Source organism: Mucilaginibacter oryzae (assembly GCF_003148845.1).
GTDB classification, from domain to species: domain Bacteria; phylum Bacteroidota; class Bacteroidia; order Sphingobacteriales; family Sphingobacteriaceae; genus Mucilaginibacter; species Mucilaginibacter oryzae.
In genome coordinates this window covers 640,673-666,006 of the sequence record NZ_QGHA01000001.1, presented here as the reverse complement: position 1 = coordinate 666,006, position 25,334 = coordinate 640,673, and the positions used below count along the sequence as shown (strand labels likewise).

Below are 25,334 nucleotides of genomic sequence, written 5' to 3'. Positions count from 1 at the left end.
ATTAATATTTAACGCGTAAAAGCAAGGGTGTACTATTCCGCATAGATACACCCTTGAAAACTTATTGCCATTGGCCGAAGCCACTTATTACAAGGCTTATGTACCGGGTTGACTTTGAATAACTATTCCGAATACACAGAACCCACTTTATCGCGCAGGTTATAGCCCGAGGCCATCACCTCACCATAGGCACCGGCAGTACGCACAGCTATCAGATCGCCGCGGAACGATTCGGGCAACGAAACATCTTTCTGGAAACAATCGGTGCTCTCACATATCGGACCGACAACGTCATATTTTAAACTTTCAGACTTTCTGACTTCCGGACTTTCTGACTTCCGACTCAAATTCTCTATCTGATGGTAAGCCTGGTAAAGCATCGGGCGGATCAGTTCCGTCATGCCGGCATCAAGGATCAGGAAATTCTTTTTCTGACCGTTTTTAACATACAACACCCTCGAGATCAGCGATGCGCTTTGGGCAACCAATGCGCGGCCAAGCTCAAAATGCACTTCCTGGCCCGGTTTAACGTTCAAAAAGTTTTTAAACACCTGAAAATAGGCTTCAAAATCGGCAATGTTAGTATCCGGATGGTAATAATCAACACCAAGTCCGCCGCCCGTATTTAATACTTTTACCGGGAAGCCGCGGTCTTCAAACCAGTCCTGCATTTCGTTAATCCGGGTGCACAGGTTTTTGTACACCTCCAGGTCGGTAATTTGAGAGCCGATGTGGAAGTGGATGCCTAAAAACTGCAGGTTATCGCATTTGCGTAAAGCCGCGGCAACATCCGGCAGTTGCCAGGTATTGATCCCGAATTTATTTTCATCCAGGCCGGTGGTGATAAAATGGTGGGTATGGGCGTCTACATTAGGGTTGATCCGGATGGCTACACCGGCTTTTTTGTTTTTGGCTTTAGCCAATCCGTCGATAATAAAAAGCTCCTGGATCGATTCAACGTTGAAGCAGAATATATCTGCATCAAGCGCAATGTTTATTTCCCTGTCTGATTTTCCTACACCTGCAAATACCACCTTGCTTTTATCAAAGCCGTGTTCAATAGCCGCCTTCACTTCGCCGCCGCTCACGCAATCGGCGCCAAACCCGTACGTTTGAATGGTATCGATAACTTTAGGGTTGAAGTTAGCCTTCATGGCATAATGCACATGGAAGCCGTGTTTTGCCGAGGCATCGCGGCAGGCGCTTAAAGTGTTTTTCAGCACTTCCAGGTCGTAGTAGTAAAACGGCGTTTCCAGGCCGTTAAATTTATCTATGGTTTTTGTTGTGAACATGGGTATCTGTCGTCAAATCGGCCCCTCCTAAATCCTCCCCGGTAGGGAGGACTTTAAAATAAAGCCCTAAAATTTATTAATACTATCAAAAAGTCTCCCCTTCAGGGGGAGATTTAGAGGGGGTTAAAACAGCCTGTTATGTAAACTCCTCAAAGTTTCAACCTTATCTTCGGTTTTAACCAGTAACGACAGGTTGTGGTCGCTGCCACCGTACGAGATCATCCTGAGCGGGATATGCTTAACAGCTTCCAGTACACGGGCTGCATAACCATGCTTATCGGCACCGAAATCACCCACTACGCAAATAATCGTTTGGTTAACATCTATCTCTACCGAACCATAAGTGTTTAGTTCTTTAGTGATATCGCCCAGATAGGTGGTATCATCAATGGTTACCGATACACCCACTTCGGAGGTGGTGATCATATCTATGGATGTTTTATAACGCTCAAACACCTCAAATACCTTGCGTAAAAAGCCATGTGCCAAAAGCATCCTGCTCGATTGGATCTTGATGGCGGTGATGGCATCTTTGGCAGCTATGGATTTGATCTTATCCTTTTCGCTGGTATTGGTGATCAATGTACCGTGTGCCTTAGGATCCATGGTGTTCAATAACCTGACAGGGATCTTATATTTCTGGGCAGGGAATACGCTTTGCGGGTGCAATATCTTGGCGCCAAAGTAAGCCAGCTCGGCAGCTTCATCAAACGATAGCTGGGCTATGGGTTGCGTACCTTTTACAATGCGCGGATCATTATTGTGCATGCCGTCGATATCCGTCCAGATCTGTACTTCTTCGCTGTGGATGCCTGCTCCAATTAAGGAGGCGGTATAGTCGCTGCCGCCACGGCGCAGGTTGTCTATCTCGCCGTAGGCATTGCGGCATATGTAGCCCTGCGTGATGAACAGGTTTACCTCCGGGTGCTGATCTAATAAAGGCTGCAAGTTTTCGGTAATGTGATCAACAACAGGCTCGTTGTCCTCATCTATCTTCATAAAATCCAGGGCAGGCAGCAATACCGATGGTACGCCAATCTCTTTTAAGTACACATGGTAAAGCGTAGTTGAAAGCAACTCGCCCTGGGCCACCACTATTTTATCCTCAATATTGGTAAAATGATCATTGGCCAGGTTGCTCAGCAGTGAAAAATGGTAGTCGATCACTTCTTTGCCCTGGGCTAAGAACTCTGGCTTGGCGAACAATTCCTTTACAAAAATCTCGTACTTATCCTTCAGGATAGTAATAAGCTGTGCCGCCTTCTTCTTATCGCCGGCAAGATAAGCTTGTCCAATTTCTACAAGGCTGTTTGTTGTGCCCGACACTGCCGAAAGCACCACCACCTGCCGTTCGGCCGGATTGATGATGTCAAGCAGCGCTTTCATACGGGCAGGGCTCCCTACCGATGTGCCACCAAATTTTAAAACTTTCATTTTTTATTGTACTGTTAAACTGATACCCCGGGCATCTTTATTTGAGGGGCTAAAAATAACGTTTTAAAACGCTTATCTGTAATGCGATTGGAATTAAATTGGTTGGGGTGTGTTGCCGTTTTTTTAGGCACGCAAGGGTGCGAAGACGCAAGGGTTTTTTAAGGTGAAAATAGTTTGATGATTTACGCACGCAAGGGCGCGAAGTCGCAAAGGTTTTTAAGGGAAAATAGTTTGAGGATTTTAAGTGTGCAAGGGTTGGAAATCGCAAATTTTTTAGGGGCAGATAGTTGTAGGTTTTTTTATGTGTTAAGATGATGGAAAAACTTTCACGGCTTAGCGCGCTCGAATCTCCACTAAAACAATTCAAAAAAACTGGCGTCGTCGCGGCTTTGCGAGCCTCCACTATAATGAAGCCAAATTGCCCTCTCAAAATAATTATTAAATTCACGGTGATATATCACCCGTTTTGCGCACTTACTATTAAACGCAATGATCATGGCAGATGAAATAGTTTTGGATGACCCGGCAACCGCGAGAGAGAAGCTGATTACCGCGCTTTATAAAAGCGCCTTTCCGGTGGCGGCAAAATATGTAAGCAAAATGGGCGGCTCGTTCGACGACGCGAAGGATATTTTTCACGATGCGCTTGTTATTTACTATGAAAAAATGGTTAACGGCAAATTGCCTGCGCAAAGTAATGCCAAAGCTTACCTGTTGGGCATTACCAAACATTTGTGGCTTAAAAAATTTGGCGGGGATAGCAATAGCCTGCCGCTTGGAGCATATGGGCTTGATGTTACAGATGAAGTCGAGGCGCTGCCATCTGCCGGTAAACTGATGCGCCACCTTGAAACCGCCGGTAAAAAATGCATGGAGCTGTTAGGCGCTTTTTACTACCACAAAATGCCGATGAGGCAGCTTGCCGGATTATTCGGTTACGCAAGCGAACGATCAGCCACTGTACAGAAATACAAATGCATTGAAAAAGTAAGGGAAACAGTTAAACAACAATCATTAACCTATGCGGACTTCTTTGAATGAAATTAAGGCCATTGATGATCACCTGTTGAAACTCTCCCCGCCTGATGAGGCGCTGCTGTTTGAAGCTAAACTGATCATTAACCCGGCACTTCGGGAAGAGGTAATTTTGCAAAAGCAAACCCTTGGCCTGGTAGTGTGCTATGGCCGCAATGCCCTGAAGACCGAAATAGAAGCCGTACATCAAAAACTATTCTGCCAGCCTGAACACAGCCGTTTCAGGCAAAAGATCATGCGTTTATTCGGTAAGCGTTAAACACCTTAAATTTTATGAATATCAAAAATGAGTTCCGCAAATACGCGGTAGGGCACCGCCGTGTGCAAAGTTTACACGTGGACAGGTTTATCGGAGCGGTAAACAACAGGCAAATAAACATGGGGATGACACCCTATATTATGGAAGAGCGCCAGCTCAATATATCGCAAATGGATGTTTTTTCGCGGCTGATGATGGATCGGATCATTTTCCTGGGTACAGCGGTTGATGATAATGTAGCTAATATCATCCAGGCGCAAATGCTGTTCCTGCAATCGGCAGATGCCAAAAAGGATATCCAGATCTACATCAACTCGCCCGGAGGATCGGTGTATGCCGGGTTAGGAATTTATGATACCATGCAGTTTATCTCGCCCGATGTGGCAACCATCTGCACAGGGCTGGCAGCTTCTATGGCGGCAACCTTGCTTTGTGCCGGTGCGCATGGTAAAAGAGCCGCGCTGCCGCACTCGCGCATCATGATGCACCAGCCATTGGGTGGCGCGCAGGGGCAGGCCTCAGATATCGAGATTGCCGCCATACAGATAGCCAAAATGAAAAAGGAGCTTTATCATATTGCGGCCAAACATAGCGGCCAAAGCTACGAAAGGATACACGAGGTATCTGACAGGGATTATTGGATGATCGCTCAGGAAGCGAAGGAATTTGGTATGATTGACGAGGTGCTGGGGGCGAAAGAGGAGTGAGAAAATAAATTTATAATAAAAAATGACATCGCCGACGCTCGGGGCCAGAGCCGAGCGTCGGCATAGTTATTTTGTTTTACGATAGAAGAAACATCTACTTATTCAACCCATCCACTTTATCATAAAACTCGTTTTGCAATTTAATGGTGCTGGTATCTGCTTTGATAACCTTTAGCGCCTGTACAAAGGTTGCAATTTCATGTTCGGCTATAAACTTGCCAAACCCAGGTGTGGCTTTAGCACCCTCGCCGGCATAGTGATTAGGGTAGGCGGCATACCACCATATTGGCGTGTAAATGTTGGGCAGGTTAGAGCGATGCTGGTTATCGCCCGATTGCGATTCCGCCCTGTCCATCTTCATTAAATCGGGGCGATAGTAAAGCAAGGTAGCCGTTTCCCTTTCACCGGCGTGCTGGTCATTTTCCATTGGCGATTTATGCATTTTGCGGTATTGTTCGGCATATTCTTTATCGCTACCTTCAGGATTGTAAAAGTATACGGCATAGTTATGTCGCTTATTGAGCAGCGACTGCATAAAAAAGCGGATAAACTCAGGGTTACCACCGTGCCCGTTCAGGATTACGATTTTTTGGAAGCCGTTGCGGGCAATTTCATCGCAGGTAGCTTCCAGTAAATCCCAAATTACTTTGCTGGGCAGGGCGAAGGTGCCGGGTTGATGCCGGGCTTCATTAATCTGCCCATAAAAATAATCCGGAAACACCACCGCATATTCGCTTTTAACCGCGTGGGCCGCCCATTCGCGCACGTGGATCAGATCGGTGCCGATGGGCGAATGCGGGCCGTGCTTTTCGAGGATGCCGATAGGCAGGATACATGTTTTTGACGATTTTTCGAGCGCCGCCGAAAAATCGGAGGCAACCAGCTCGTCCCATCGGGCCGGTAATTGCTGGGCGTACGAAAAGCCCGAAAGCAGCATGACTGCAAACAGCAGTAAAAAGTTTTTCATAATAAAAGCGGGTTTATGCTTGGTTAATGCTGATGGTAATTTACAAACTTAAAGTGTTGTGTTTGTGCAGGTAATTTAAAAATTACAAAGTTGTGTTTGGGTGAATGCCGCGAAGCGGGGGGAGTGAACCGGTTGGTGTGTTTACTCAGGCTTGGGCAGCGAGTAACAGAATGTCGCCCCACGCACTTCGTTATTTTCAACCCAGATCCTGCCGTTCATTTTATCAATAAAGTCCTTGCAAATCATGAGGGCTACACCTGCACCTTTTTCCTTTTCGTTGCTGTATTGCAGGTTGTTTTGAAAATTAAAAAACAACTTGAGTTTATCCGGCGAAATGCCCTTGCCCTCATCTTTTACGCAAACTGTGATATCTGTACTTCCGTTTATCGCGCTTATGGTAATGGTTGAATTATCGGGCGAAAACTTGATGGCATTATGGATAAAATTGCGGTTGATAAACTGTACCAGCTCTTTATCACCGTAAATAACAACTTCGGGATCAACCATGTTAACAAAGTGCAGGTGACGGTCTTCGCCCATTAAAGCAAAGGGCTGCAATGCTTCGTTAACCAGTTCTTTCAGCAGAAGGGGAACAGACTTGTACTCGAACCCTGATAGCTGCTGCTTGATCCACTGAAGGATGTTCTCAAAAATCTCCAGTGAAACGTTTGAAGAGCGCTCAATGGTGTCTACCAGTTCTGCCATTTCTTCGCGGGTAAAGGTATCCGAATCTTTTAGTACAGTAGCCAGCGTTTTGAGCGCGCCTATCGGCTGCCTGAAGTCATGGGCGAGGATGGATACCAGGCGGTTATTAAAGTCGTGATCAACCTCCAGTTTTGCATTGCGTTGCTGCACTTTTTTATTCAGCTCCTCGAGTGTTTTACTGTGCCGCTTTTTCAGGTTATATAACCGGTACACAAAAATTACGGTTAAAGCTGTAATCACGAATAATACACCAAGTATTATCGTAAGGATTTGCCGGTTATGGCTACGGATGGTAACGGCTTCCAGTTGCTGATCTTTCAGCGCGTAATCAATGTAATCGATACCGGAGGTATTGTTAAAATTTTCCTCATCATCATAAAGTTTCAGTAACTTCTCGCTGTAAAGCCGCACTGCGCTCACATTGTTTTGAGCTACGTAAATATCATACAGCTTTTTGCCAAATACCTTTTGATAATAATGATACCTGCTTTTTTCTGCGATAGCGAGACCCTGTTTATAATAAGCAATGGCTTTTGGCAGATCGGTATCCAGGTACAAGTCGCCAAGGTTAATGATCATGTCCAGGCTCAGGTAATAAAGCTCCATAGCCAGCCCGCTATCTATAGCATGCTGAAGCAGCGCTATACCTTTTTCGCGTTGGTTGTTTTGAATGTAAATCAGGCTTTGAATCTGGTCGGCCTCCAGCAGCATGCGTTTATCATTAAATTTAAGGCCTATTTGCCTGGCTTTTTCCAGGTAAACGGTAACCGAGTCTTTAGGGATTTGCTCCGGATACAACAGCAGGAAATTGCACAACACCAGCGACATGATCGAATCGCGCTGTAGCGTTTTTCCGGTATTTATAGCACGTTTAAAAAAGTCGACGGCCTTTCTATCTTCCTTGTTTTCATTAAATACCAGGCCTATGTTCATCAGGCCCTGAACCTGGTTCGAGGTATCCTTTAACTCTTTATATAAATTGTAAGCCTCATTGTAATAACGAAGCGAAAGCTGCAGGTTGCCCTTTAAATCGTACACAATACCAATAACATTTAAGGCATCGGCCTTTCCTGTCTTGTAATCAAGGCTTTCGGCCATTGCCCGGGCTTGTTTGGCATAGTAAAACGCGCTGTCGGCGTTCTGTTCGTACATCAGCAGGCCCAAACGGTTAAGGGCGTTGATATATTGAATGCTATCCCTGATTGAACGCAGTGACTTTTTTAGTTTCTTTAGCTCTGTTGGCTGCCCGAAACACGCAGGCGCCATACATATGAGCAACACCAAAAAGCTTACTGATCTTTTCATTAATTAAAATTTCGCAAATAAGAGAGTTACGGTTTAAAAAGCCGGATAGTGTTATACGTATAAAATGTTACATGGTTATGCAACACCTGAACAAAAATGCAGGCAGCACTATAACTTTGTTTTTAAACTTATTGCTTAAATATAATTAATGGAAATGAATTGTTATTTATAAAGTATCGGGATTGGGTATAAAGTTCATGAAAGCCTGGAATTTGGCGTAATAGTTTTGCATGTTAAGCTGGTAGTAATACGCGCCGCGTTTTGATCCGGCTTTATCTTTATCGGCCAGTTTAATAAGCAAACCGGTTGCCAGTACGCGTTTGCTGAAGTTGCGCTTATCTATGGTGGTGTTAAATACGCACTCGTAAAGTGTTTGCAGTTGTGGTATGGTAAACTTGGTTGGCAAAAGCTCGAACAGAATGGGGTGCATGGCAGCTTTGTAGCGGATGCGTTTGCGGGCCTGCTCAACCATATCCTGCTGATCGAAGATCAGTTTCGGGGCGCGTTTAAGCTGGAACCACTCGGCGTGATAGTCATCGCTGATCTGGGTTTCATATTTATGAATATCAATCAGCGCGAAATATGCCACAGAAACAGTACGTTCAATAGGATCACGCTGCGGCTGACCAAAGGTGTATAACTGTTCAAGGTACACGCCCTCAAGGCCGGTTAACTGTTTTAAAATACGGTTGGCGCTTTGGTCAAGGCTTTCATCGGGTTGTACAAAGCCGCCCATCAGGCTCCAGTTTCCTTTTTCGGGCTGGAAACCTCGTTTTATAAGCAATATCTTTAAAACCTCGCCATCGAAGCCAAAAATAATACAATCAACAGCTAATAGTAACCTTGTTTGCTTAGAATACTTGAGCATTTATAACCTTGATATTTATGATGAAAACAAATATAAAACAACATTTGATATAAGCCGCTAACAGGGGGATTTATACCAATTAAATGGGTATTATTTACATTAATTTTTCAAAAGTGTAAATTAATTGTATTTGTTACAATAATAAATTGTGTTTTATGCTGTTTTATTCGCCCCAGGCGGTAATAACCAGCATGCGGCTGCCTCCGTAGTTGCGGTGTTCGCACAGGTAAATGCCTTGCCACATGCCCAAAGCCAACCGGCCGTTGCGGATAGGTATAGTTACCGAACTGCCTAAAAGGGCGGCCTTTAAGTGCGCGGGCATGTCGTCGGGGCCTTCGTCGTCGTGCAGATAATCGGGGTCGTTTTCGGGTACAGTCTTGCTGAAAAACATTTCAAAATCCCGCCTCACGGTGGGGTCGGCATTTTCGTTAATGCTTAGTGAAGCCGAGGTATGCTGGATAAAAACCTGGCAAATGCCTGTTTTAATTTCATTTATTTGTGGAAGGGCGTTAACCACTTCGGCGGTGATGAGATGGAAGCCCCTTTTACGTTCCCTAAGCTGCAGCAATTGCTGAAATATTTTCATACACAGTTTTGTTAATAGCGATGTTGCAAACATATCTATAAACATTGTTCCGTTTTTTTATAAAGCTGCATTAAGGCTGATATTTTTGGTTTACGCCGTGACTGGGGCGCTGAAACCGATTCCCCCGGCGCTGAATAAGCGGCTCATCAGTGTTTTTATTTTTTCGAGGATGTTTTGTTTTGCCGGTTTTTGCATAGCCGGTATATCATTAGCTTGCGGAGGTTTTGGGATATTGGTTTCCTGCATTTCTTCCAGCACAATTTCGCGTATTGCCGGGTCCCGGTTTACAATCTCGTCCAGTTCGGTAAGTTCGTTAAAGGTAGCTTTACCGGTTCTTTGCCGCTTAATAAGTATTTCAAAACGGTCCTGGTTAAAGGTGCGCCTTTCCGGTTGTTTGCCGTGCTTCATGATATGATCTTATTGCGATACAATAAACTCAAATTAAATGCCATGGTTTTAAGTAATTGATATTTAGGTTTTTATATTTTTAATTTTAAATAAATGCATCATTTTGATGCAGCGATTGTCCGTTTCCGTGCACGTAAAAAAGAAGCGTCGCAGTGCCAACAATGCCGCAGATTTTGCTAACTTGTAATCAACATACCAAGAAGTACAAATATCCGATATGGAAAAATGCAGGTTACGTTTAGAGTGGGTACCCGGTGCTTACAAATCTCCGGATGGCCCTGAAAGAAAAGGTGAAGGAGCGAAACCATTGCCTGTTCCGTTAAACGGGCTTTATGGCTGGAGGCCGCAAAAAAATAAGCGTCGTTATGGCTTTAAACCGCGTTAAAGCCGCCCTTTGATCCGTATCTTTAGCCAATGGAATCAAAAATATTTTCATTTAAAGTAGATGGCATAACCCTGGCCCCGGTTAGCGAATTACTCAGTACCAGCCCGGTTTTTAACCGTAAGGAGGTGTTAAAACAGCTTAAAGATGTTTTTAAGGAAGATGGTTACGAGGTTGACGAACGCTCACTTAACTACAAAATAAAAGATGGTCAGCTTTTTATAGAAGGACTTGCCGTTAAAAAGGAAGAAGCCAAATCAATAGGGTTTATGACCGGCAGATAGTATTTTTTATTAGCTTACTTATGATACCTGGATTTATCTTGTTGTTCGAACCAAGCTTAACAATATGTGAGAATTCAGAAGTATTTCATCAAAAATTGTCTGATTCGCGATTTAACTTATTTAAAATCCCAGATTTGTTAACTGATTTATACCTTATCATTCAAAACAAATGAGTAACTATGATATCCGGGCCAAAGATTTTGCCCTGTCGGTTGAAGGAGTGCATTTATTGCGCAACAGGTTCAATTACAAAACAATAAGCTTTACTGATATTGATAATGCACGTTTTACGCGTGCGGTAGAAACAAAACGTGTAACATTAACATTGGTTGTCGGCGTAATTTTAACCGGTTTTGCCGTGATTCAGATCATCGGGGTAATCAGAACCTTTAATGACCCGGCCGAACGGGTAATCTACATCGAATCAATCGTGTTGCCGGTTTTACCGCTGCTGCTTGGTGGTTACTGTATTTATATTTCGGTAAAAAAGGTGCCATCATTAATTATCGAAGTAAAAAATGAAAAGCATACACTTAGTCTCCAGGATATTATTAAAAACGGAGGATTGGCACAATTGGAGGCTTATTTAAAAACAAAACTTGGCTCAAAGTTCAGTGATGCTAACGGGTACATTGCATAATAACGCATAGGCATACTGAGAGAGGGTACCGGCAACCTTTTTTTTCATAAACGCAAAGTAATTGTTTACAGGATAGACGTTTTGCGCGGTGGGTGTATTGAAAATACACCGCTGTCCGTTTTAATTTTTCAATAAACAGCCATCGCCTCAAAAAAAACGATCAATTGTTGCTTAACCGTTTTTTTCTGCAAATGAGGCATAAAATCACCTGTTTTTGTTAAAAAAATACCACTACAACGGTACTACTTCAAACAATTATCAAGTTTTTGATGCATTAATTTAAATTAACTTTTTACTTTTATCTCACCAATTATATTAAACTGAAGTGGGTAAGAGTATTAACAGCAATCATATCCAACAATTGATAGCAGGTGACGAAGCTGCTTTCGATGCAATTTATGAAGCCTATAGCAGCAAAGTTTACCGGCTGGCTTACCGCTTTTTAAAAAACGGGCAGCAGAGCGAGGAGATTGTGCAGGAATGCTTTATAAATTTATGGACCAATCGCCATAAACTCAACACGGAGGGGGATCTGTGGCTTTACCTGTATGTAATTGCCAAACGCTTATCTTTAAATTCGTTGAGGCAAATCTGCCAGTCGCGCGAGCTTGCCGATCAATTGGTTAATCATATCGCTATAGTTCATAACAATACCGAAGAGGAAATGCTGGTGAGCGACCTGGAACAATTCACCGAGCGGATCATCAATAAACTGCCGCGCCAGCAGCAACTCATTTTCAGGTTAAGCCGTGTTGAGCATCTTTCGCACAAGGAAATTGCCGATCAGTTGCAGATTTCGCCCAATACCGTTAAAAACCACATGGTGGAGGCGCTTAAAACCTTAAGATCGCAGCTGCAATATTCCGATCTGATATTTTTACTCGCTTTGTTTTTTGGGATAGGGTAGGCAGTGATTCTAATTGTATTTCTCCGTATTGCGCAAAAGTTTTAACAATACCTCAAATATGTGCCCTTTGCGTGGACACTTCAAATATGAAATAGGAATGAAAGTTGTAAGTACGGGGAAGAGCTAAATATTAAAAATAGTATAATTCCTAATTTGTTGAATTTCTATTGTACCAGTTTTCAATAACAATCCCCTCTATCCTGTTAAAATCTTTTACATTGTCCGTAACGAGAATGAGATTGTTTTCGGTTGCAGTAACACCTATCAAAAGATCAAATTCATCGTTAATGGGTAAACCTATTTTTCTCAATCGTACTTTTTCTTTAGCGTAGCGTCTGATACTGCCAAATATTGGTATAATAGATAGCCCCGCAACAAAATTGTCTACCGCTTTATGCGCTTTAAGGGAATTGCCACTATTTTCGGCTCCAAATCGTAATTCCATCACTGTTATTTCGGAAACAAAAAAATTGGAGCGCCCTTTTTCGCGAATTATCGTCGCCAAATCCAATTTACCCCTCAAAAAGAAGACACATATGCTGGTATCAAGTAGGTATTGCATCAGAATTTAAGCTCTTTTTCGAGGAATTTTCTGGAGGCTTTAATCTCATTTACTAAGTCTTCGGCAGACTTTTCTGTTTCAAAAGCGCCAAATGATTTGTAAAACGCGCTTTCTTTCAAATCCTTTTCTTTTTTCAGGGATTTAGATAAGCGTTCAATCAACTCCAACTTAGTCAACGTATCCAGTCCCTCAAACAATCTGGCATAAGTATCGACAATATTTTTGTTTGCTGCAGTCATTCAGGAATTTTCTTGTATCACAAAAATAACAAATATTCTAAGATCAGGCCCCAAGGTAAGTTACGTTCTATATTTTCTTTTGGAATGATCTTTTTATTAAAGAAAAATATGGACGACCGTACTTATTCGCAGAAACTTAAAAAATATTTTACATCCGGGTAGTCCTATCGCCTTCCCCACGTGTTCTATACATCAAACACCCCTCCCGGGGAAGATATATAAACCAATAATATGAACAACGAAAGGCTCAGGATTTTACTTGAACAGTACTTTAACGATACTATCGGCACTGATGATTGCCGCGAGCTGCTCAATTACCTGAACGATAACCCCGGGGATGTTTTTGATGCCATTGATGAGCGTGTTTTGAATTTAGAAGAAGCACCCGCTTTTGATAATATACAGGCGCAGAAGGTATTGGCAGGCATAAAGGCAGATCAAAGGTTCAAACCGGCAGAAGAAGCGGAGGATGCCGTAGTTTTACCAATTACAGCAAAAGCAAACGCGTTTAAATTATACGCCGCATGGATTAAAATAGCAGCGGCTGTTTTGGTTTTCGGTATAATTGGTTTTTATTTTATTCAAAAACATAAAAATGCCGCCGTACACAACGAAGTGGCTGTAATGCAGCCCGCAAAAATTTTACCGGGCAGTAATAAAGCTATTTTAACACTTTCAACAGGTAAAAGCATTGTTTTGGATAGTGCCGGGAACGGCGCTTTAGCCAGTACGGGCAAAAGCCGCGTAAATAAAGTAGGTGATGGCAAACTGGTTTACGATGCGCTGCCGGGCGCGGCCCATGCCGGTGTAAACGCGGTTTTGTATAATACACTAACCATTCCGCCGGGCGGCCAGTACCAGGTGGTGTTGCCCGATGGTACGCAGGTATGGTTAAACTCATCATCGGCATTAAGTTATCCAACCGAGTTTAGCGGCAACGAGCGCAGGGTTAAATTAACCGGGGAGGCTTACTTTGAAGTTGCCAAAAATAAAGACAAGCCTTTTTATGTAGAAATGAACAATACCCAGATCAGGGTATTGGGTACGCATTTCGATGTATCGGCCTATGCTGATGATAACGCGATAACCACCACTTTACTTGAGGGTTCGGTACAGGTTAGTAAAAACGGTAAACAGGCGTTGTTAAAGCCGGGTCAGCAGGCTGTGGTTGACAATGGTGCCGATAAGATTGCGGTATCAAAGGTAAATACAAACACAGCAGTAGCGTGGAAAAACGGATATTTTGTATTTGACGATGAGGATATCGCTACCATAATGAAAAAAGTATCACGTTGGTACAATGCCGATATTGAATATAAAGCCAGTTTTGATGGTCAGCGCTTTGGCGGCACTTTTGCCCGCTCAAAAAGCATCGCCGATCTGTTAAAAAACCTGGAACAAATAGGCAAAGTGCATTTTAAAATTACAGGAAGGAGGATCACCGTTATGCAATAAATCTACTTTCCCAATCTCCACAACCAATTATCTATCAGCATAAAAATAAAAACCAGGAGCGTTTCGGACCGCCCCCGGTTTAAGCCGTATGGCAATGCCAGATAGTAAAACTAATTGCAGCGATTACAACCACTTATTAACAAACTGACATTCAAATGTATAAAAATTTTACTGCATTTACTTGCGGCAAACATCGTGGGCGCCTATATAAACCTGTGCTTATTATGAAACTAATTCTTATTTTGCTAACAGTTACCTTTTTGCAGGTATCTGCCGCAACTTATGCACAGAAAGTTACACTGAAGGTTAAACAAACAGCTTTAAAAGAAGTTTTTGAAGAGATCAGGAACCAAACCAGCTATGATTTCCTGTACAATTCAGACGACCTGAAGCTGTCTAAACCGGTAACTGTCGATCTGAATAACGCTACCATAAACCAGGTGCTCGATCTGTGTTTAAGCAACCAGTCATTAACCTATACCATTGAGAATAAAACTATTCTGATCCGCAAAAAAGCGGAAACCATCGCCCCTAAAAAAATTACAGGTAAGGTAGTTGATAGTAAAGGCCTGCCTTTACCGGGGGTAACCATTAAACAAAAAGGTGCTGCAACGGGTACTGTTTCTGATTTGAACGGTAATTTCAGTATTACTGTAACCGAACCCAACGCAACGCTGGTTTTCTCGTTCGTGGGCTTCAGAACTAAAGAAGTTGGCCTGAACGGCCGTGCCGATGTAAATGTAACCCTGGAAGACGCCCCGCAGGATTTAACAGAAGTTGTGGTAGTGGCCTACGGTGTTCAAAAGAGAGAAACTGTAACCGGCGCTATCACCTCTATCGGCACAAAAGACCTCGTACAGTCGCCGGTTGCTAACTTAAGTAACGCTTTGGCTGGCAGGTTATCGGGCTTAACGGTAACACAAACCAGCGGTAAACCAGGATCAGACGGCGCTACCTTATATGTGCGTGGTGTGGGTACCTATACCGGCCAGACAGCTCCGCTGATCATGGTTGACGGTATCGCCCGCGACAGTTATAACGATATCGACCCTAACGAGGTGGAATCGATCAGTATTTTAAAAGACGCCTCGGCTACAGCGGTTTACGGTGTGCGCGGCGCGAACGGTGTTATCCTTATCACTACAAAACGCGGTAAAGAAGGGGCGCCTAAAGTAAGCGCTACCTTCCAAACCGCTATTTCACAGTTCGCAAGCATGCCCAACTTTGTCAATTCGTTTCAATATGCTACCCTGTTAAACGAGCAGAGTTACGAAAACTACTGGATACAGCACTCAAGGGATGCCGACGTTAAAACCTGGAGCGATTTTGTTACCAAGCGCGATGCCAACTGGATCAAAGACGCCACTATTTATTATTCGCCGGAAGACCTGAAATACTACCAAAACGCGCATACTCCAACTTTAAACGGGCAGCCAAACCCTTATTATGATCCGTACGGCCACCCCGACCAGGACTGGAAAAAGCAGATCTTTAACAAATTTGCCCCTCAAACACAGGTAAATGCCAACATTACCGGCGGTACAAAAGCAACTAAATACTTCGTATCGGTAGGTTACCTGTCGCAGGGCGGTTTGTTCAATACCGATTACATGCCGTTTTCTGAAGAGATGCAGTTTAAAAAGAAACGTTATAACCTGCGCTCCAACCTCGATTTTGATGTAAACAGCGATTTCCGTGTATCGGTAGATGTATCAACCCAATATGTAACCATTAACGGTATGGATAACGATGGTTATACCTGGGAAAAACGGATCCTTTGGTCGTCTCCGCTGGGTTCGCCGGGTTTGGTTAACGGCAAATTCGTTGTTCCGTTCACCAACCAGAACGAGCAGTTAAACCCGCTGTATGCCATCGCCAACAGTAATAACTATAACATTACCACCAACAGTACCTTAAACTCGGCCATCCGGTTAACTTATAAGCTGGATGATATCACACCGGGCCTGTCTATCAATGCGCGTGGCGCTTATGATAGCTATTTCCAGAGCCGTACCGGTGGTAAATATACCCCTTTACTTTACGGTTTGCGCCAAAACCCCAACGGCAACAAGCTTGACCCGATCCTGGTGCAGTTAACCAACGATGTAGCGCCTGCCCGCTGGAATGATTTTTATACCGGCAAATGGCGTAAAGTATATGGTGAGGCCTCTATCAACTATAACCGTGTTTTCGGTAAAAAACACACCGTTACAGGTTTGATCCTGGCTAACGCCGAAAAGAAGTACGACCCGACCTTGCTGTACGATCTTCCGCATGCTTATGAGGGTGTATCGGGCAGGGTAACCTATAACTATGCCGACAGGTACCTGGCCGAGTACAACATGGGTTACAATGGTTCGGAAAACTTTCCTGAAGGCAAGCGCTTTGGTTTCCTGCCTGCCTATTCATTGGGATGGATTGCCAGTAACGAGTCGTTTTTCCCGAAAACAGATTACATCACTTACTTAAAAGTCCGCGGATCGTTAGGTAAGGTAGGTAATGATAACATTGGCGGAGCCCGTTACCTGTACCTGCCCGATACCTGGCAGTATGTAAACGGCTATAACAATGGCGGCGGTTATACCTTCGGTACACTGAATGATCGTAACAGGATTCAGGGTGCGCAGGAAAACGTATTGGGTAACCCTAACGTAACCTGGGAAACGGCTACCAAATCAAACATCGGTTTGGAAACCCACCTGTTTAACGAGCGCCTTTCGCTTACTTACGATCACTATAACGAACACCGTAAAAATATCCTGTCGTACAAGGGTACTATCCCGGGCATCGTACAGGCAACACTACCTCCATACAACCTGGGCGAGGTTAAAAACTGGGGCGATGAGATTGAACTGAGCTATACCAGCGCGCCGGGTAAATTTACCTGGTGGGTTAAAGGTAACGCCTCAACCAACCACAACAAAATCCTTTTCAGGGATGAGGCCATCGCGCCGGGCTTAGAGTACCAGGCTTCTACCGGTCGCCCTATCAACCAGGGTTCATACCTGCAGGCTGATGGGTTGTATACCTCATGGTCGCAGCTTTACAACATCGACGCTAACGGCAACCCGATATTATCGCAGCCTGTGCTGGCTACCTACAACGGCAAGCCGTATACCAATGCTGCGGGCAATCCGGTTTACCAGAAAGATTTGGGTTACGCGGGCGCACCGGTACAACCGGGCGAGGTTAGGCTGAAAGACGTGAACGGCGACGGTATCGTGAACGAAAAAGATTACATGCGTTCGGGCAAAACCGATCTGCCTACTTTAAGCTACGGTATCTCATTTGGTTTCAGTACACACGGGTTTGATTTTTCGGCTTTGTTCCAGGGCCAATCGGGCGTGGCTAAATATGCTATGCAGGAGCTTCATTTCAACAAGCAGCAATCATTGTTTGATGTGGATTTGAACAGGTTTACCCAGGAGCGTTATGACAACGGCGAGCGTATTGACTTCCCGATTGCAGCTTATAACCAGGCTGCCGCGTATAACACCTTCTTCCTTAAAAGTACGGCTTTTGTGAGGTTGAAAAACGCCGAAATAGGATACACCCTGAAACCCGAACTTTTAAAAAGGATAGGTGTACGTTCGGCCCGTTTCTATATCAACGGTTACAACCTGTACACCTGGTCGCCAAACAAAATCTGGGGCGATCCTGAAAACCTTGGATATATCGGTTATCCGCTTACCCGTACCTACAACGTAGGCGTTAATGTTAATTTTTAATCATAAAGTATAGCAATGATGAAAAGAACAAATATTATTATACTGCTTGTAGCTTGTTTTATAGGCAGTATGCTTTCAACAAGCTGTAAAAAAACTTTTCTTGAAAAGCCTAAGGGGGGTGCTGTAACGGTTGATACCATTTTTGATACCCGGAACCAGGCGCAATACGCGGTGGCGCAAATGTACATGCTTTGCGTAAGAGGATATTTTCCGCAAACTTATGATGGCTGCCGCCCCGAAGCATTAACAGACCAGCTTTATATCATCCACCCGGCTTATGACTGGGCTTCAAATACCATCAATACAGGCTCATACATAACCGGCAACATGAGTGCCAACAATAACTGCGATTATGGTTTTGGACAGGATGCCGGCCCGGGCTTTTACTGGCATTACAAAGGCATTCGCCAGGCTAACCTCGTGTTAAAAAACATCGATAAGGTTATTGATGCCGATAACGCCTGGAAAACCGATACCAAAGGCCAGGCTTTGTTTTGCCGCGCCTTACAGCATTATGAATTATTCAGGTATTACGGTGGTGTTCCCATTGTAAATAAACCACTTGATGGAACTGTAAAGATTGCCATTCCGCGCAGTTCAGTACAATCGGTGGTTGATAGTGTGGTAAAATGGTGCGATCAGGCAGCATCTATGTTGCCTGCCACACGTCCTTCGGCAGATTTTGGCCGTGCTACCAAGCTGGCAGCACTGGCATTAAAAGCAAGGATATTGCTATATGCCGCAAGCCCGCTTTACAACACACCAGCCAATATGAAAGGTGAAGTATCGGGAGCGAGGTTTAATGATAGCCGCGATACCGTATTGGCTTACGCCAGCTATGACAAAGAACGCTGGAACCGTGCTGCCAAGGCTGCTAAAGATGTTATTGACAACGCCGCCGCTGGCGGTGTTTCCATACTGAATACAGGTCATCCAGAAACAACCGGCGAAACTTATGCCACTCTTGGTGATTATGAATCTGTTTGGAACGTATTTGCTAACCAGGAATTGATTTTGGTAAACACCTCAAACCAGGTACCGGGTGCGGGCGGCGGCTGGGGCGATGGTTCGGCCTGGGGGCAGTACCTGTCTTCGAAACTGCGTTTGGCACAGTGGGGCGTTAAAAACAACGTACCAATCGAGTTTATACAGCAATACGAAAAACGCGACGGTACCAAATGGACCATGCCTGCAAGCGGCGCCGATTTACCCGCCGATGTTGCCGATTGGAAGCTTGACCCGCGTTTTTACCAAACCATTGCTTACGATGGTAAATACTACAGCGCGCAGCGTGGTATCCTGGCTTATTACAAAAAAGGCGATTACCCAACCGACGGTAACCTTGCATCAAGCGATGCCGGTGTTGATGGTTACGCTACCGAAACTTACAAGTTTGTGGCCCGTGTGGATAACATGAGCGATAACCACTTTGCATGGCCGGTGTTCCGTTTAGCCGAGTTTTACCTGGGCTATGCCGAGGCGCTGAACGAATACCAGGGCCCAAGCGCTGAAGCCGCTAACTACTTAAACAAAATAAGGGAAAGAGCCGGTATGCCCGATAAACAACCGGCCACTATTGAAGAGTTCAGGGACGCGGTACAAAACGAGGAGACCATTGAGTTTGCTTACGAAGGCCACCGCTATAACGACCTGAACCGCTGGTTAAAAGCCAAAACTGTGCTGAATACCGTACTGCACGGGATCCAGACCACCGCCAGGAACGTTGGCGGACAATTAAAACGTACATGGACAACCGTGCCGTTTGTTACAAGGGTTTTCCCGGCCAGGTATTATTACGTTCCGTTCCCGAGTACCGAAGTAAGTTTAAGGTATTTGGGTAACAGTACCTGGGACGGACAAAACCCGGGTTGGTAACAGGCTTTTACACATTAACAATTAGTGAGAAACAATGAAAAAAGATTATAAAAACTTTTTGGCCTGGATGCTTGCGTTCTGCAGTTACTCGGCGGTTAATGCCCAAACTGCAAAAACAACCCCGGCCGATACCATAAAAACAGCGAATAGCTCCTATAAAGATATAGTTGATGGCGGTTTAAGGATCCAGAAATCATGGCGCAATACCGGCGCGGTTTTCACCCTGTCGGGTGAGGACTTAACCCGTATGACATCCGGCAACCTGCTCAATACCTTACAAGGCCGCATCCCCGGTTTAACCGTGGTAACCGGCTCTGGTGAGCCGGGTTATGACAACCCTACGTTTTACATGCGCGGCCAAAGCAGCTGGAATATCCAGGGCAACCAGGTGTTGATTTACCTGGATGGTTTCCAGGTTGATATGGGTGCTATCACCGGCTTATCAGCCTACGAGATCGAATCGGTTACGTTATTGAAGGATGCCGCTGCCCTGGCGGTTTACGGTTTGGAAGGCGGTGCCGGCGTGCTGAGCATCCGCACTAAAAAAGGTATAGTTTCTGATAAAACGCAGGTGTTTATTAACGGCAAATACGGCATTTTAAGCCCTATCGATCTGCCGAAGGTGATGGATGCTTACGGCTACACCACAAACTATAACAATGCGCTCACCAACGATGGTTTGCCGATTAAGTATGCCAATCCGGAGTTGTACAAAGCTGCCAACGATCCTTTTCACCCAAATGTGAACTGGTACGATGAGTTGTTGAAGAAAACTTCGGCTATCCAGGATTATAACTTCGGTTTCCGCGGCGGTAACAATACAGCCAAATATTTTGTGCTGATGAACTATACCAACTTTGAAGGTATGTACAAAAATGCCGACATCATTGATAAGGATTTCGGTACCAACGCTAAATACACCAAGTTAAACTTAAGGGCCAACATCGAGTTGCAGCTTAATAAAAACCTGGTTGTAACGGCAAATATCAGCGGTATTACCGAAGACAGGAATACCCCGTCGGGTTTCACCGCTTCGCAGGTATTTAACAACATCATGGCTATACCCGCGGCGGCCTTTCCGGTTAAAAACCCTAACGGCACCTGGGGCAACAGCTCGGTTTATAAATTTAATCCGGTGCAGTTGTTACAGCAAAACGGTATCTACCAATCACATACCCGTAACCTGCAAACCAATTTCAGCTTTGTGCAAAAACTGGACAAGCTGACCCCGGGGCTTGATTTGAAAGGCGAGGTATCATTTGCCAACCAGTATGTAGGTATCTACCAGAAACAATTCTCGGTAAACTCATACGAAATTGTAGGTCAGGACCCTGATACTAAAAATCCTATTTATGGCACAACCCCGGTAACGCCTATCAGCCAATCCAGCAGTGATGGCGGCGGCGCGCACTGGAACCGTACATCGGTAAGGTTAGGTTTTGATTACGACCGTACTTTCGGCAAATCAACCTTTACCGGTATGATCCAGGCCCGCAGGCAGGGTTATACGCACGATGGTATTGTTTACCAGGTACGCACCCAGGGCATTGCCGGTAACGTAACTTACGATTACGATAAAAAATATATCGTTGACCTTTCGGGATCATACAGCGGCTCGGCCGATTTTGCTCCCGGTCACCGTTACGGCTGGTTCCCGGCTGTAGGTTTGGGCTGGATCGCATCTAAGGAAGATTTCCTGAAAGATAACCAGACCATCAACTTCCTGAAACTGCGTGCATCATACGGTACCGTGGGTAATATTAACGAGGCTTACCGCTTTTTATACCAGCAGTTCGCCGTTGGCGCACCTGGCTGGATCACCGGGAGCGGTAACAATTACCAGGGCGGTTTAACCGAGGGCCCTTTTGCCAATCTTGATTTTGCATGGGAGAAAAAAACAACCCTGAACGTTGGCGTTGATTTCACGTTATGGAAAAACCTTTCGGGTACCTTGGATGTGTTTACAGAAAAACGTAAAGGCATCCTCGAGATCCCGTCGGCAAGCGTTCCTGACTATACCGGCTTTAACCTGCAGTACGCCAACACCGGCGAAGTGCAGAACAAAGGTTTGGAGGCTTCGTTAAGATATGAGCAAAACGCTAATAAGTTTAAATACTATGTAGGCGGCTCCATAGCTTATGCCCGTAACAAAATAACCAAACGTTCAGAAAACCCGCAGCCATTCAGCTACCTGTACACCCAGGGTTATGAAATTGGCCAGATGAAAGGCCTGGTGTACCAGGGCTTTTACCAGCAATCAGATTTTGATGCCAATGGCGCTTTGAAACAGGGCGTAGTTGCATCATCATACACCAACGTAAAACCGGGCGACCTGAAATTTAAAGACCAGGACGGTAACGGCATCATTAACGATTACGATAAAGTGCCGCTGAACTACAACAAATTGCCCGAAATTACTTTAGGCTTTAACCTTGGTTTCAAATACGCGGGTTTTGATTTCGACGCTTACCTGCAGGGCGTGCTGCACCGCACCGTGAGCCTGTTGGATGATGCGTATACTTATACCCATCCGTTTGTGTATAACAACAACATCTCCGAGTTTTCGGCTAATGCCTGGACACCGGCTACAGCTAACACCGCCACTTCGCCACGCTTATCAACCTTGGCCAATCCTAACAATGATCAGCAATCTGATTTCTGGATGCGGAACGGAAATTTCCTGAAACTGCGCAGTGTGGAGTTAGGTTACACCATCCCGCAGGTTGGCTTCCTGAAGAAAGTTGACGCGGTAAGGGTATTTGTGAACGGCACCAACCTGTTTACCTGGGATAAGATAGAAAACCTGGAGGCCGAACGCCTTTCAATGGGCTATCCTTTGGTAAAAGCGGTAACATTTGGTATGAAAGTGAAATTGTAGTATTAAAATTTGATTACAAGGAAATGAAAAGAAATCGATATATCATAACAATGCTGGCCCTGGGTACCGTGCTTTACTCATCGTGTAAACACGATTACCTGGAGGTGCAAACCATTAAGGCCGACATTACCACAGATAAACTGTACTCAAACTATACTTATGTACAGCAGCAAATGTGGAATACCTACAGCTACCTGCCCGATGGCTTTGCCGACCTGGATTTAGACGCGGCAACCGATGAGGCCGAAGCCACCAACTCGGTAGAGAGGGTGCAAACCTTTAACTACGGTACCTGGAACCAATACACCAACCCGGATGATGTTTGGGCTAAAAACTTCGACGGAATCCGCCAGGCTAACCTTTTCCTGAAAAATAAAGGCACCATTGATATCAATTACATTAAAGATAAGATCACTTCTACAGATTCTACCGCTTACTTCAACGCGCGTAACAACGTGAAGTTTATGGAGGGCGAGGCCCTGTTTTTAAAGGCTTATTTTTATTTTGAACTGGTAAAACGCTATGGCGGCGTACCCATTTTTGAGCAGCCGCTTGATTATAAAGATGCTGCCAGCTGGAAAAACGTTCAGCGTAATTCTGTTGATGAGGTAGTTAAGTACATCTCTTCATTGTGCGATAAAGCCGCGGCTATTATCCCGGCTAACCTGTCGCCGTATTCATGGTACGATGCGGGCAGGGTTACCCAGGGCGCTATCAAAGCATTAAAAGCGAAGGCGTTATTATATGGCGCAAGCCCATTGTTTACAAGTAATGGTTCAACCACAACCTGGGCCATGGCCGCTTCCGCTTTGCACGATGTGATCGCTTTAGGCAATTATTCGTTAGATGCCAACTATTCAAACCTGTTCGGTGCCAACAACACCACTTCGGGCGAGGTAATATTTTATCGTCGTTACGGTTCCACTAATAACATAGAGTACAATAACTTCCCTATCGTGTTCCAAAATGCCAATGGTAACAGCATCACCCCAACCGAAAACCTGGTTAGCGATTATGAAGTACTGGTAAAATCGGGCACTACCATTACCGGTTCGGTACCGTTTGACTGGAACAACCCCGCGCACGCCGCTGCCCCTTACGCCAACCGCGATCCGCGTTTTGCTACAACGGTTACCTATAACGGTAAATCGTTCAAATCAACCACTATCGAAACCTTTTTTGGTGGTAACAGTGGTTTGCCAAGGCAAAACGCTACCAAAACCGGGTACTACCTGTCAAAATGGGTTAATTCATCAATCGATCTGATCAACAATACCACTACGGTTCACTCCTGGATTTATTTCAGGTATGCCGATATCCTGTTAAGCTATGCCGAAGCCATGTACAACGCTTACGGTGCTGATGCTGATCCGCAGGGTTACGGGATGACCGCTTTGCAGGCTATCAACAGGGTTAGGGCACGTTCAACCATGCCTGCGCTTACTGCCGCCCAGTTAAACCAAACAGCTATCGAGCATGAGCGTAACGTGGAGCTAAGCTTTGAAAACAACCGCTTATGGGATGTGCGCAGGTGGAAAAAAGGTACAAGCTACTTCAGCAAACCGGCTAACCGTATCGATATCACCGGCGCCGGTGTTTATACCGTGAAAAAACTGGAAGACAGGGTATTTACCCAGAAAATGGAGTGGTACCCTATACCGCAGGCAGAAATTTCAAAAACAGGCTGGACACAAAACCCTGGCTGGTAAAAATAACAGGCCCTTCACGCTGTTGATGGTGAAGGGCTTACATGATTTAAATTAATAAGATAAAAGATATTTTTATGAAAATTAATGCATCATTACTAACGCTTTCGGCAGCTTGCCTGCTGATGGGCGTTGCGGGTTGTAAACAGGAGCATATGAACGGTGTGAAGTCCAACCCATCAGTAAAAGTTTACCTTCCCGATGCCGAAAAGCCCGATGGTTTGGTAGACGTGATGGCGGGTAATACGCTAAAGGTAGATAGCGCCACCAGTACCGTGAACTTTTCAATCCCGGTATACCGCGGGGGCGAATCGAATTTCGAAACCCTTACTGTTGATGTTAGCGCCGATAACAGCGCCATTGCAGGTTTGGTTACCGCCGGTAAACTTCCGGCTAATACCGTTGCCCTTGACCCGGCCGATTTTATCCTGGCCGCAAAGGATACCGTGGGCAAAAACAACAACATTATGAAGGGTACCATCACCCCGAAAATAAAGATTGCCAGTCTTAATAAGTATGCGGGCAAAATTGCCGCCCTGGGTATCAAAATTGCCAATGCATCAAGCCGTGAAGTTAATACGGATCTGAATAAGGCCATTATTTACTTCAGTGTTGAGGATTTGATAGATGCGATCACCCCAAAAACCAACATGATCGATAATACCAAATGGCAGATATATCATCGTGGCGATGGCGTAACTTTCACCGTAAATGCTGATGGAAGCGTACTGGCTACGGGAGGTAACTGGGGCCAGCAGGGTATTGTACAGGCTGTTGAAGTGCGCGCCAATAAAAAGTATAAAATAGATATGAACGTAGCCGGATCGGGCGCTACCGACTGCTGGTTTGAGGTTTATGTTGGTAAAGCCGTACCATCAGAAGCAAGTGATTATGCAGATGGGGGTACCCGTATCGCCTTAAATACCTGGAGCGGCTGCGGTAAATCACCGTTTAATGCTTTACTATCATCGCTTTCGTGCGCGGGTAGCGGTAATGTGGTAAGTTTTCCAACCGCAGGTACAGTTTATATACTCATGCGTTCGGGTGGTTCGAGCCTGGGCACCGGCGGCATCAAGATCACCAATATCGACTTCAGAAGGATAAACTGATCT

At 44.9% G+C, this 25,334-nt stretch carries 22 protein-coding genes; 13 read left to right on the top strand and 9 right to left on the bottom strand.

The genetic code is table 11. The annotated features are described in order from the left end of the window. Positions 1-122 precede the first annotated feature (122 nt). The gene (gene lysA, locus LX99_RS02875) at positions 123-1,292 is read right to left on the bottom strand and encodes a diaminopimelate decarboxylase (RefSeq protein ID WP_109606208.1); all 1,170 of its coding nucleotides are present in this window, start codon (positions 1,290-1,292) and stop codon (positions 123-125) included. A gap of 123 nt (positions 1,293-1,415) precedes the next feature. Next, entirely contained in the window at positions 1,416-2,726 is a 1,311-nt protein-coding gene (locus tag LX99_RS02870; RefSeq protein WP_109606206.1) for an aspartate kinase, read from the bottom strand. A gap of 495 nt (positions 2,727-3,221) precedes the next feature. Between LX99_RS02870 and LX99_RS02860 the strand changes: the two genes are divergently transcribed. From LX99_RS02860 to LX99_RS02850, 3 genes are read left to right on the top strand one after another with little or no spacing between them, the layout of a single operon-like run. Then, a complete protein-coding gene (locus LX99_RS02860) occupies positions 3,222-3,767 on the top strand; it encodes an RNA polymerase sigma factor (protein ID WP_109606944.1) in 546 nt (181 codons plus the stop codon). Further along, on the top strand, positions 3,748-4,020 hold the full coding sequence (locus tag LX99_RS02855; protein WP_146203045.1) for a hypothetical protein: 273 nt from the start codon (positions 3,748-3,750) through the stop codon (positions 4,018-4,020). Before LX99_RS02860 ends, LX99_RS02855 begins: the two co-directional genes overlap by 20 nt. Before the next feature lie 14 nt (positions 4,021-4,034). Beyond that, positions 4,035-4,727: an ATP-dependent Clp protease proteolytic subunit gene (locus tag LX99_RS02850; protein ID WP_109606199.1), complete on the top strand. Its 693-nt coding sequence runs from the start codon at positions 4,035-4,037 to the stop codon at positions 4,725-4,727. A 94-nt stretch (positions 4,728-4,821) separates the two neighbouring features. Here the strand turns inward: LX99_RS02850 and LX99_RS02845 are convergent, their stop codons facing one another. The 5 genes from LX99_RS02845 to LX99_RS02825 all read right to left on the bottom strand — a co-directional run bounded on the left by LX99_RS02845 (position 4,822) and on the right by LX99_RS02825 (position 9,566). Beyond that, positions 4,822-5,694 carry a creatininase family protein gene (locus tag LX99_RS02845; protein WP_109606197.1) on the bottom strand — a complete coding sequence of 291 codons (873 nt, stop codon included), beginning with the start codon at positions 5,692-5,694 and terminating at the stop codon, positions 4,822-4,824. A gap of 141 nt (positions 5,695-5,835) precedes the next feature. Further along, a complete protein-coding gene (locus tag LX99_RS02840) occupies positions 5,836-7,704 on the bottom strand; it encodes an ATP-binding protein (protein WP_109606196.1) in 1,869 nt (622 codons plus the stop codon). A gap of 166 nt (positions 7,705-7,870) precedes the next feature. Further along, on the bottom strand, positions 7,871-8,572 hold the full coding sequence (locus LX99_RS02835) for an NUDIX hydrolase (RefSeq protein WP_022830823.1): 702 nt from the start codon (positions 8,570-8,572) through the stop codon (positions 7,871-7,873). 163 nt (positions 8,573-8,735) lie between these two features. Further along, positions 8,736-9,158, bottom strand: coding sequence for a secondary thiamine-phosphate synthase enzyme YjbQ (locus LX99_RS02830; RefSeq protein WP_031266222.1), 423 nt, complete (start codon positions 9,156-9,158; stop codon positions 8,736-8,738). Positions 9,159-9,248: 90 nt separating this feature from the next. Then, positions 9,249-9,566: a hypothetical protein gene (locus tag LX99_RS02825; protein WP_109606194.1), complete on the bottom strand. Its 318-nt coding sequence runs from the start codon at positions 9,564-9,566 to the stop codon at positions 9,249-9,251. A 217-nt stretch (positions 9,567-9,783) separates the two neighbouring features. Between LX99_RS02825 and LX99_RS25515 the strand changes: the two genes are divergently transcribed. The 4 genes from LX99_RS25515 to LX99_RS02810 all read left to right on the top strand — a co-directional run bounded on the left by LX99_RS25515 (position 9,784) and on the right by LX99_RS02810 (position 11,779). After that, positions 9,784-9,951 (top strand): hypothetical protein, encoded by a 168-nt coding sequence (locus tag LX99_RS25515; protein WP_170122614.1) that lies wholly within the window; start codon positions 9,784-9,786, stop codon positions 9,949-9,951. Between the two features lie 29 nt (positions 9,952-9,980). Beyond that, positions 9,981-10,232: a hypothetical protein gene (locus LX99_RS02820; RefSeq protein WP_109606192.1), complete on the top strand. Its 252-nt coding sequence runs from the start codon at positions 9,981-9,983 to the stop codon at positions 10,230-10,232. 169 nt (positions 10,233-10,401) lie between these two features. After that, positions 10,402-10,872 (top strand): hypothetical protein, encoded by a 471-nt coding sequence (locus LX99_RS02815; RefSeq protein ID WP_109606190.1) that lies wholly within the window; start codon positions 10,402-10,404, stop codon positions 10,870-10,872. A gap of 325 nt (positions 10,873-11,197) precedes the next feature. Continuing rightward, entirely contained in the window at positions 11,198-11,779 is a 582-nt protein-coding gene (locus LX99_RS02810; RefSeq protein ID WP_109606189.1) for an RNA polymerase sigma factor, read from the top strand. Positions 11,780-11,927: 148 nt separating this feature from the next. On the opposite strand, the gene LX99_RS02805 is transcribed toward LX99_RS02810, so the two are convergent. Beyond that, positions 11,928-12,341, bottom strand: a complete 414-nt coding sequence (locus LX99_RS02805; protein WP_109606187.1) for a PIN domain-containing protein — start codon at positions 12,339-12,341, stop codon at positions 11,928-11,930. Continuing rightward, positions 12,341-12,580, bottom strand: a complete 240-nt coding sequence (locus LX99_RS02800) for a hypothetical protein (protein ID WP_109606185.1) — start codon at positions 12,578-12,580, stop codon at positions 12,341-12,343. The genes LX99_RS02805 and LX99_RS02800 overlap by 1 nt, the downstream gene beginning before the upstream one ends. Before the next feature lie 231 nt (positions 12,581-12,811). On the opposite strand from LX99_RS02800, the gene LX99_RS02795 reads away from it, so the two are divergent. The 6 genes from LX99_RS02795 (at position 12,812) to LX99_RS02770 (ending at position 25,331) form a co-directional block, all read left to right on the top strand. Continuing rightward, on the top strand, positions 12,812-14,035 hold the full coding sequence (locus LX99_RS02795; RefSeq protein ID WP_109606183.1) for a FecR family protein: 1,224 nt from the start codon (positions 12,812-12,814) through the stop codon (positions 14,033-14,035). A gap of 224 nt (positions 14,036-14,259) precedes the next feature. Next, entirely contained in the window at positions 14,260-17,763 is a 3,504-nt protein-coding gene (locus LX99_RS02790; RefSeq protein WP_245927831.1) for a TonB-dependent receptor, read from the top strand. A gap of 15 nt (positions 17,764-17,778) precedes the next feature. Then, complete coding sequence (locus tag LX99_RS02785; RefSeq protein ID WP_245927830.1) at positions 17,779-19,638, top strand: RagB/SusD family nutrient uptake outer membrane protein; 1,860 nt, start codon at positions 17,779-17,781, stop codon at positions 19,636-19,638. Between the two features lie 34 nt (positions 19,639-19,672). Beyond that, positions 19,673-22,516: a SusC/RagA family TonB-linked outer membrane protein gene (locus LX99_RS02780; protein ID WP_109606177.1), complete on the top strand. Its 2,844-nt coding sequence runs from the start codon at positions 19,673-19,675 to the stop codon at positions 22,514-22,516. A gap of 23 nt (positions 22,517-22,539) precedes the next feature. Then, positions 22,540-24,225, top strand: a complete 1,686-nt coding sequence (locus LX99_RS02775; RefSeq protein ID WP_109606175.1) for a RagB/SusD family nutrient uptake outer membrane protein — start codon at positions 22,540-22,542, stop codon at positions 24,223-24,225. 74 nt (positions 24,226-24,299) lie between these two features. Beyond that, on the top strand, positions 24,300-25,331 hold the full coding sequence (locus LX99_RS02770; RefSeq protein ID WP_109606173.1) for a DUF1735 domain-containing protein: 1,032 nt from the start codon (positions 24,300-24,302) through the stop codon (positions 25,329-25,331). Positions 25,332-25,334 lie beyond the last annotated feature (3 nt).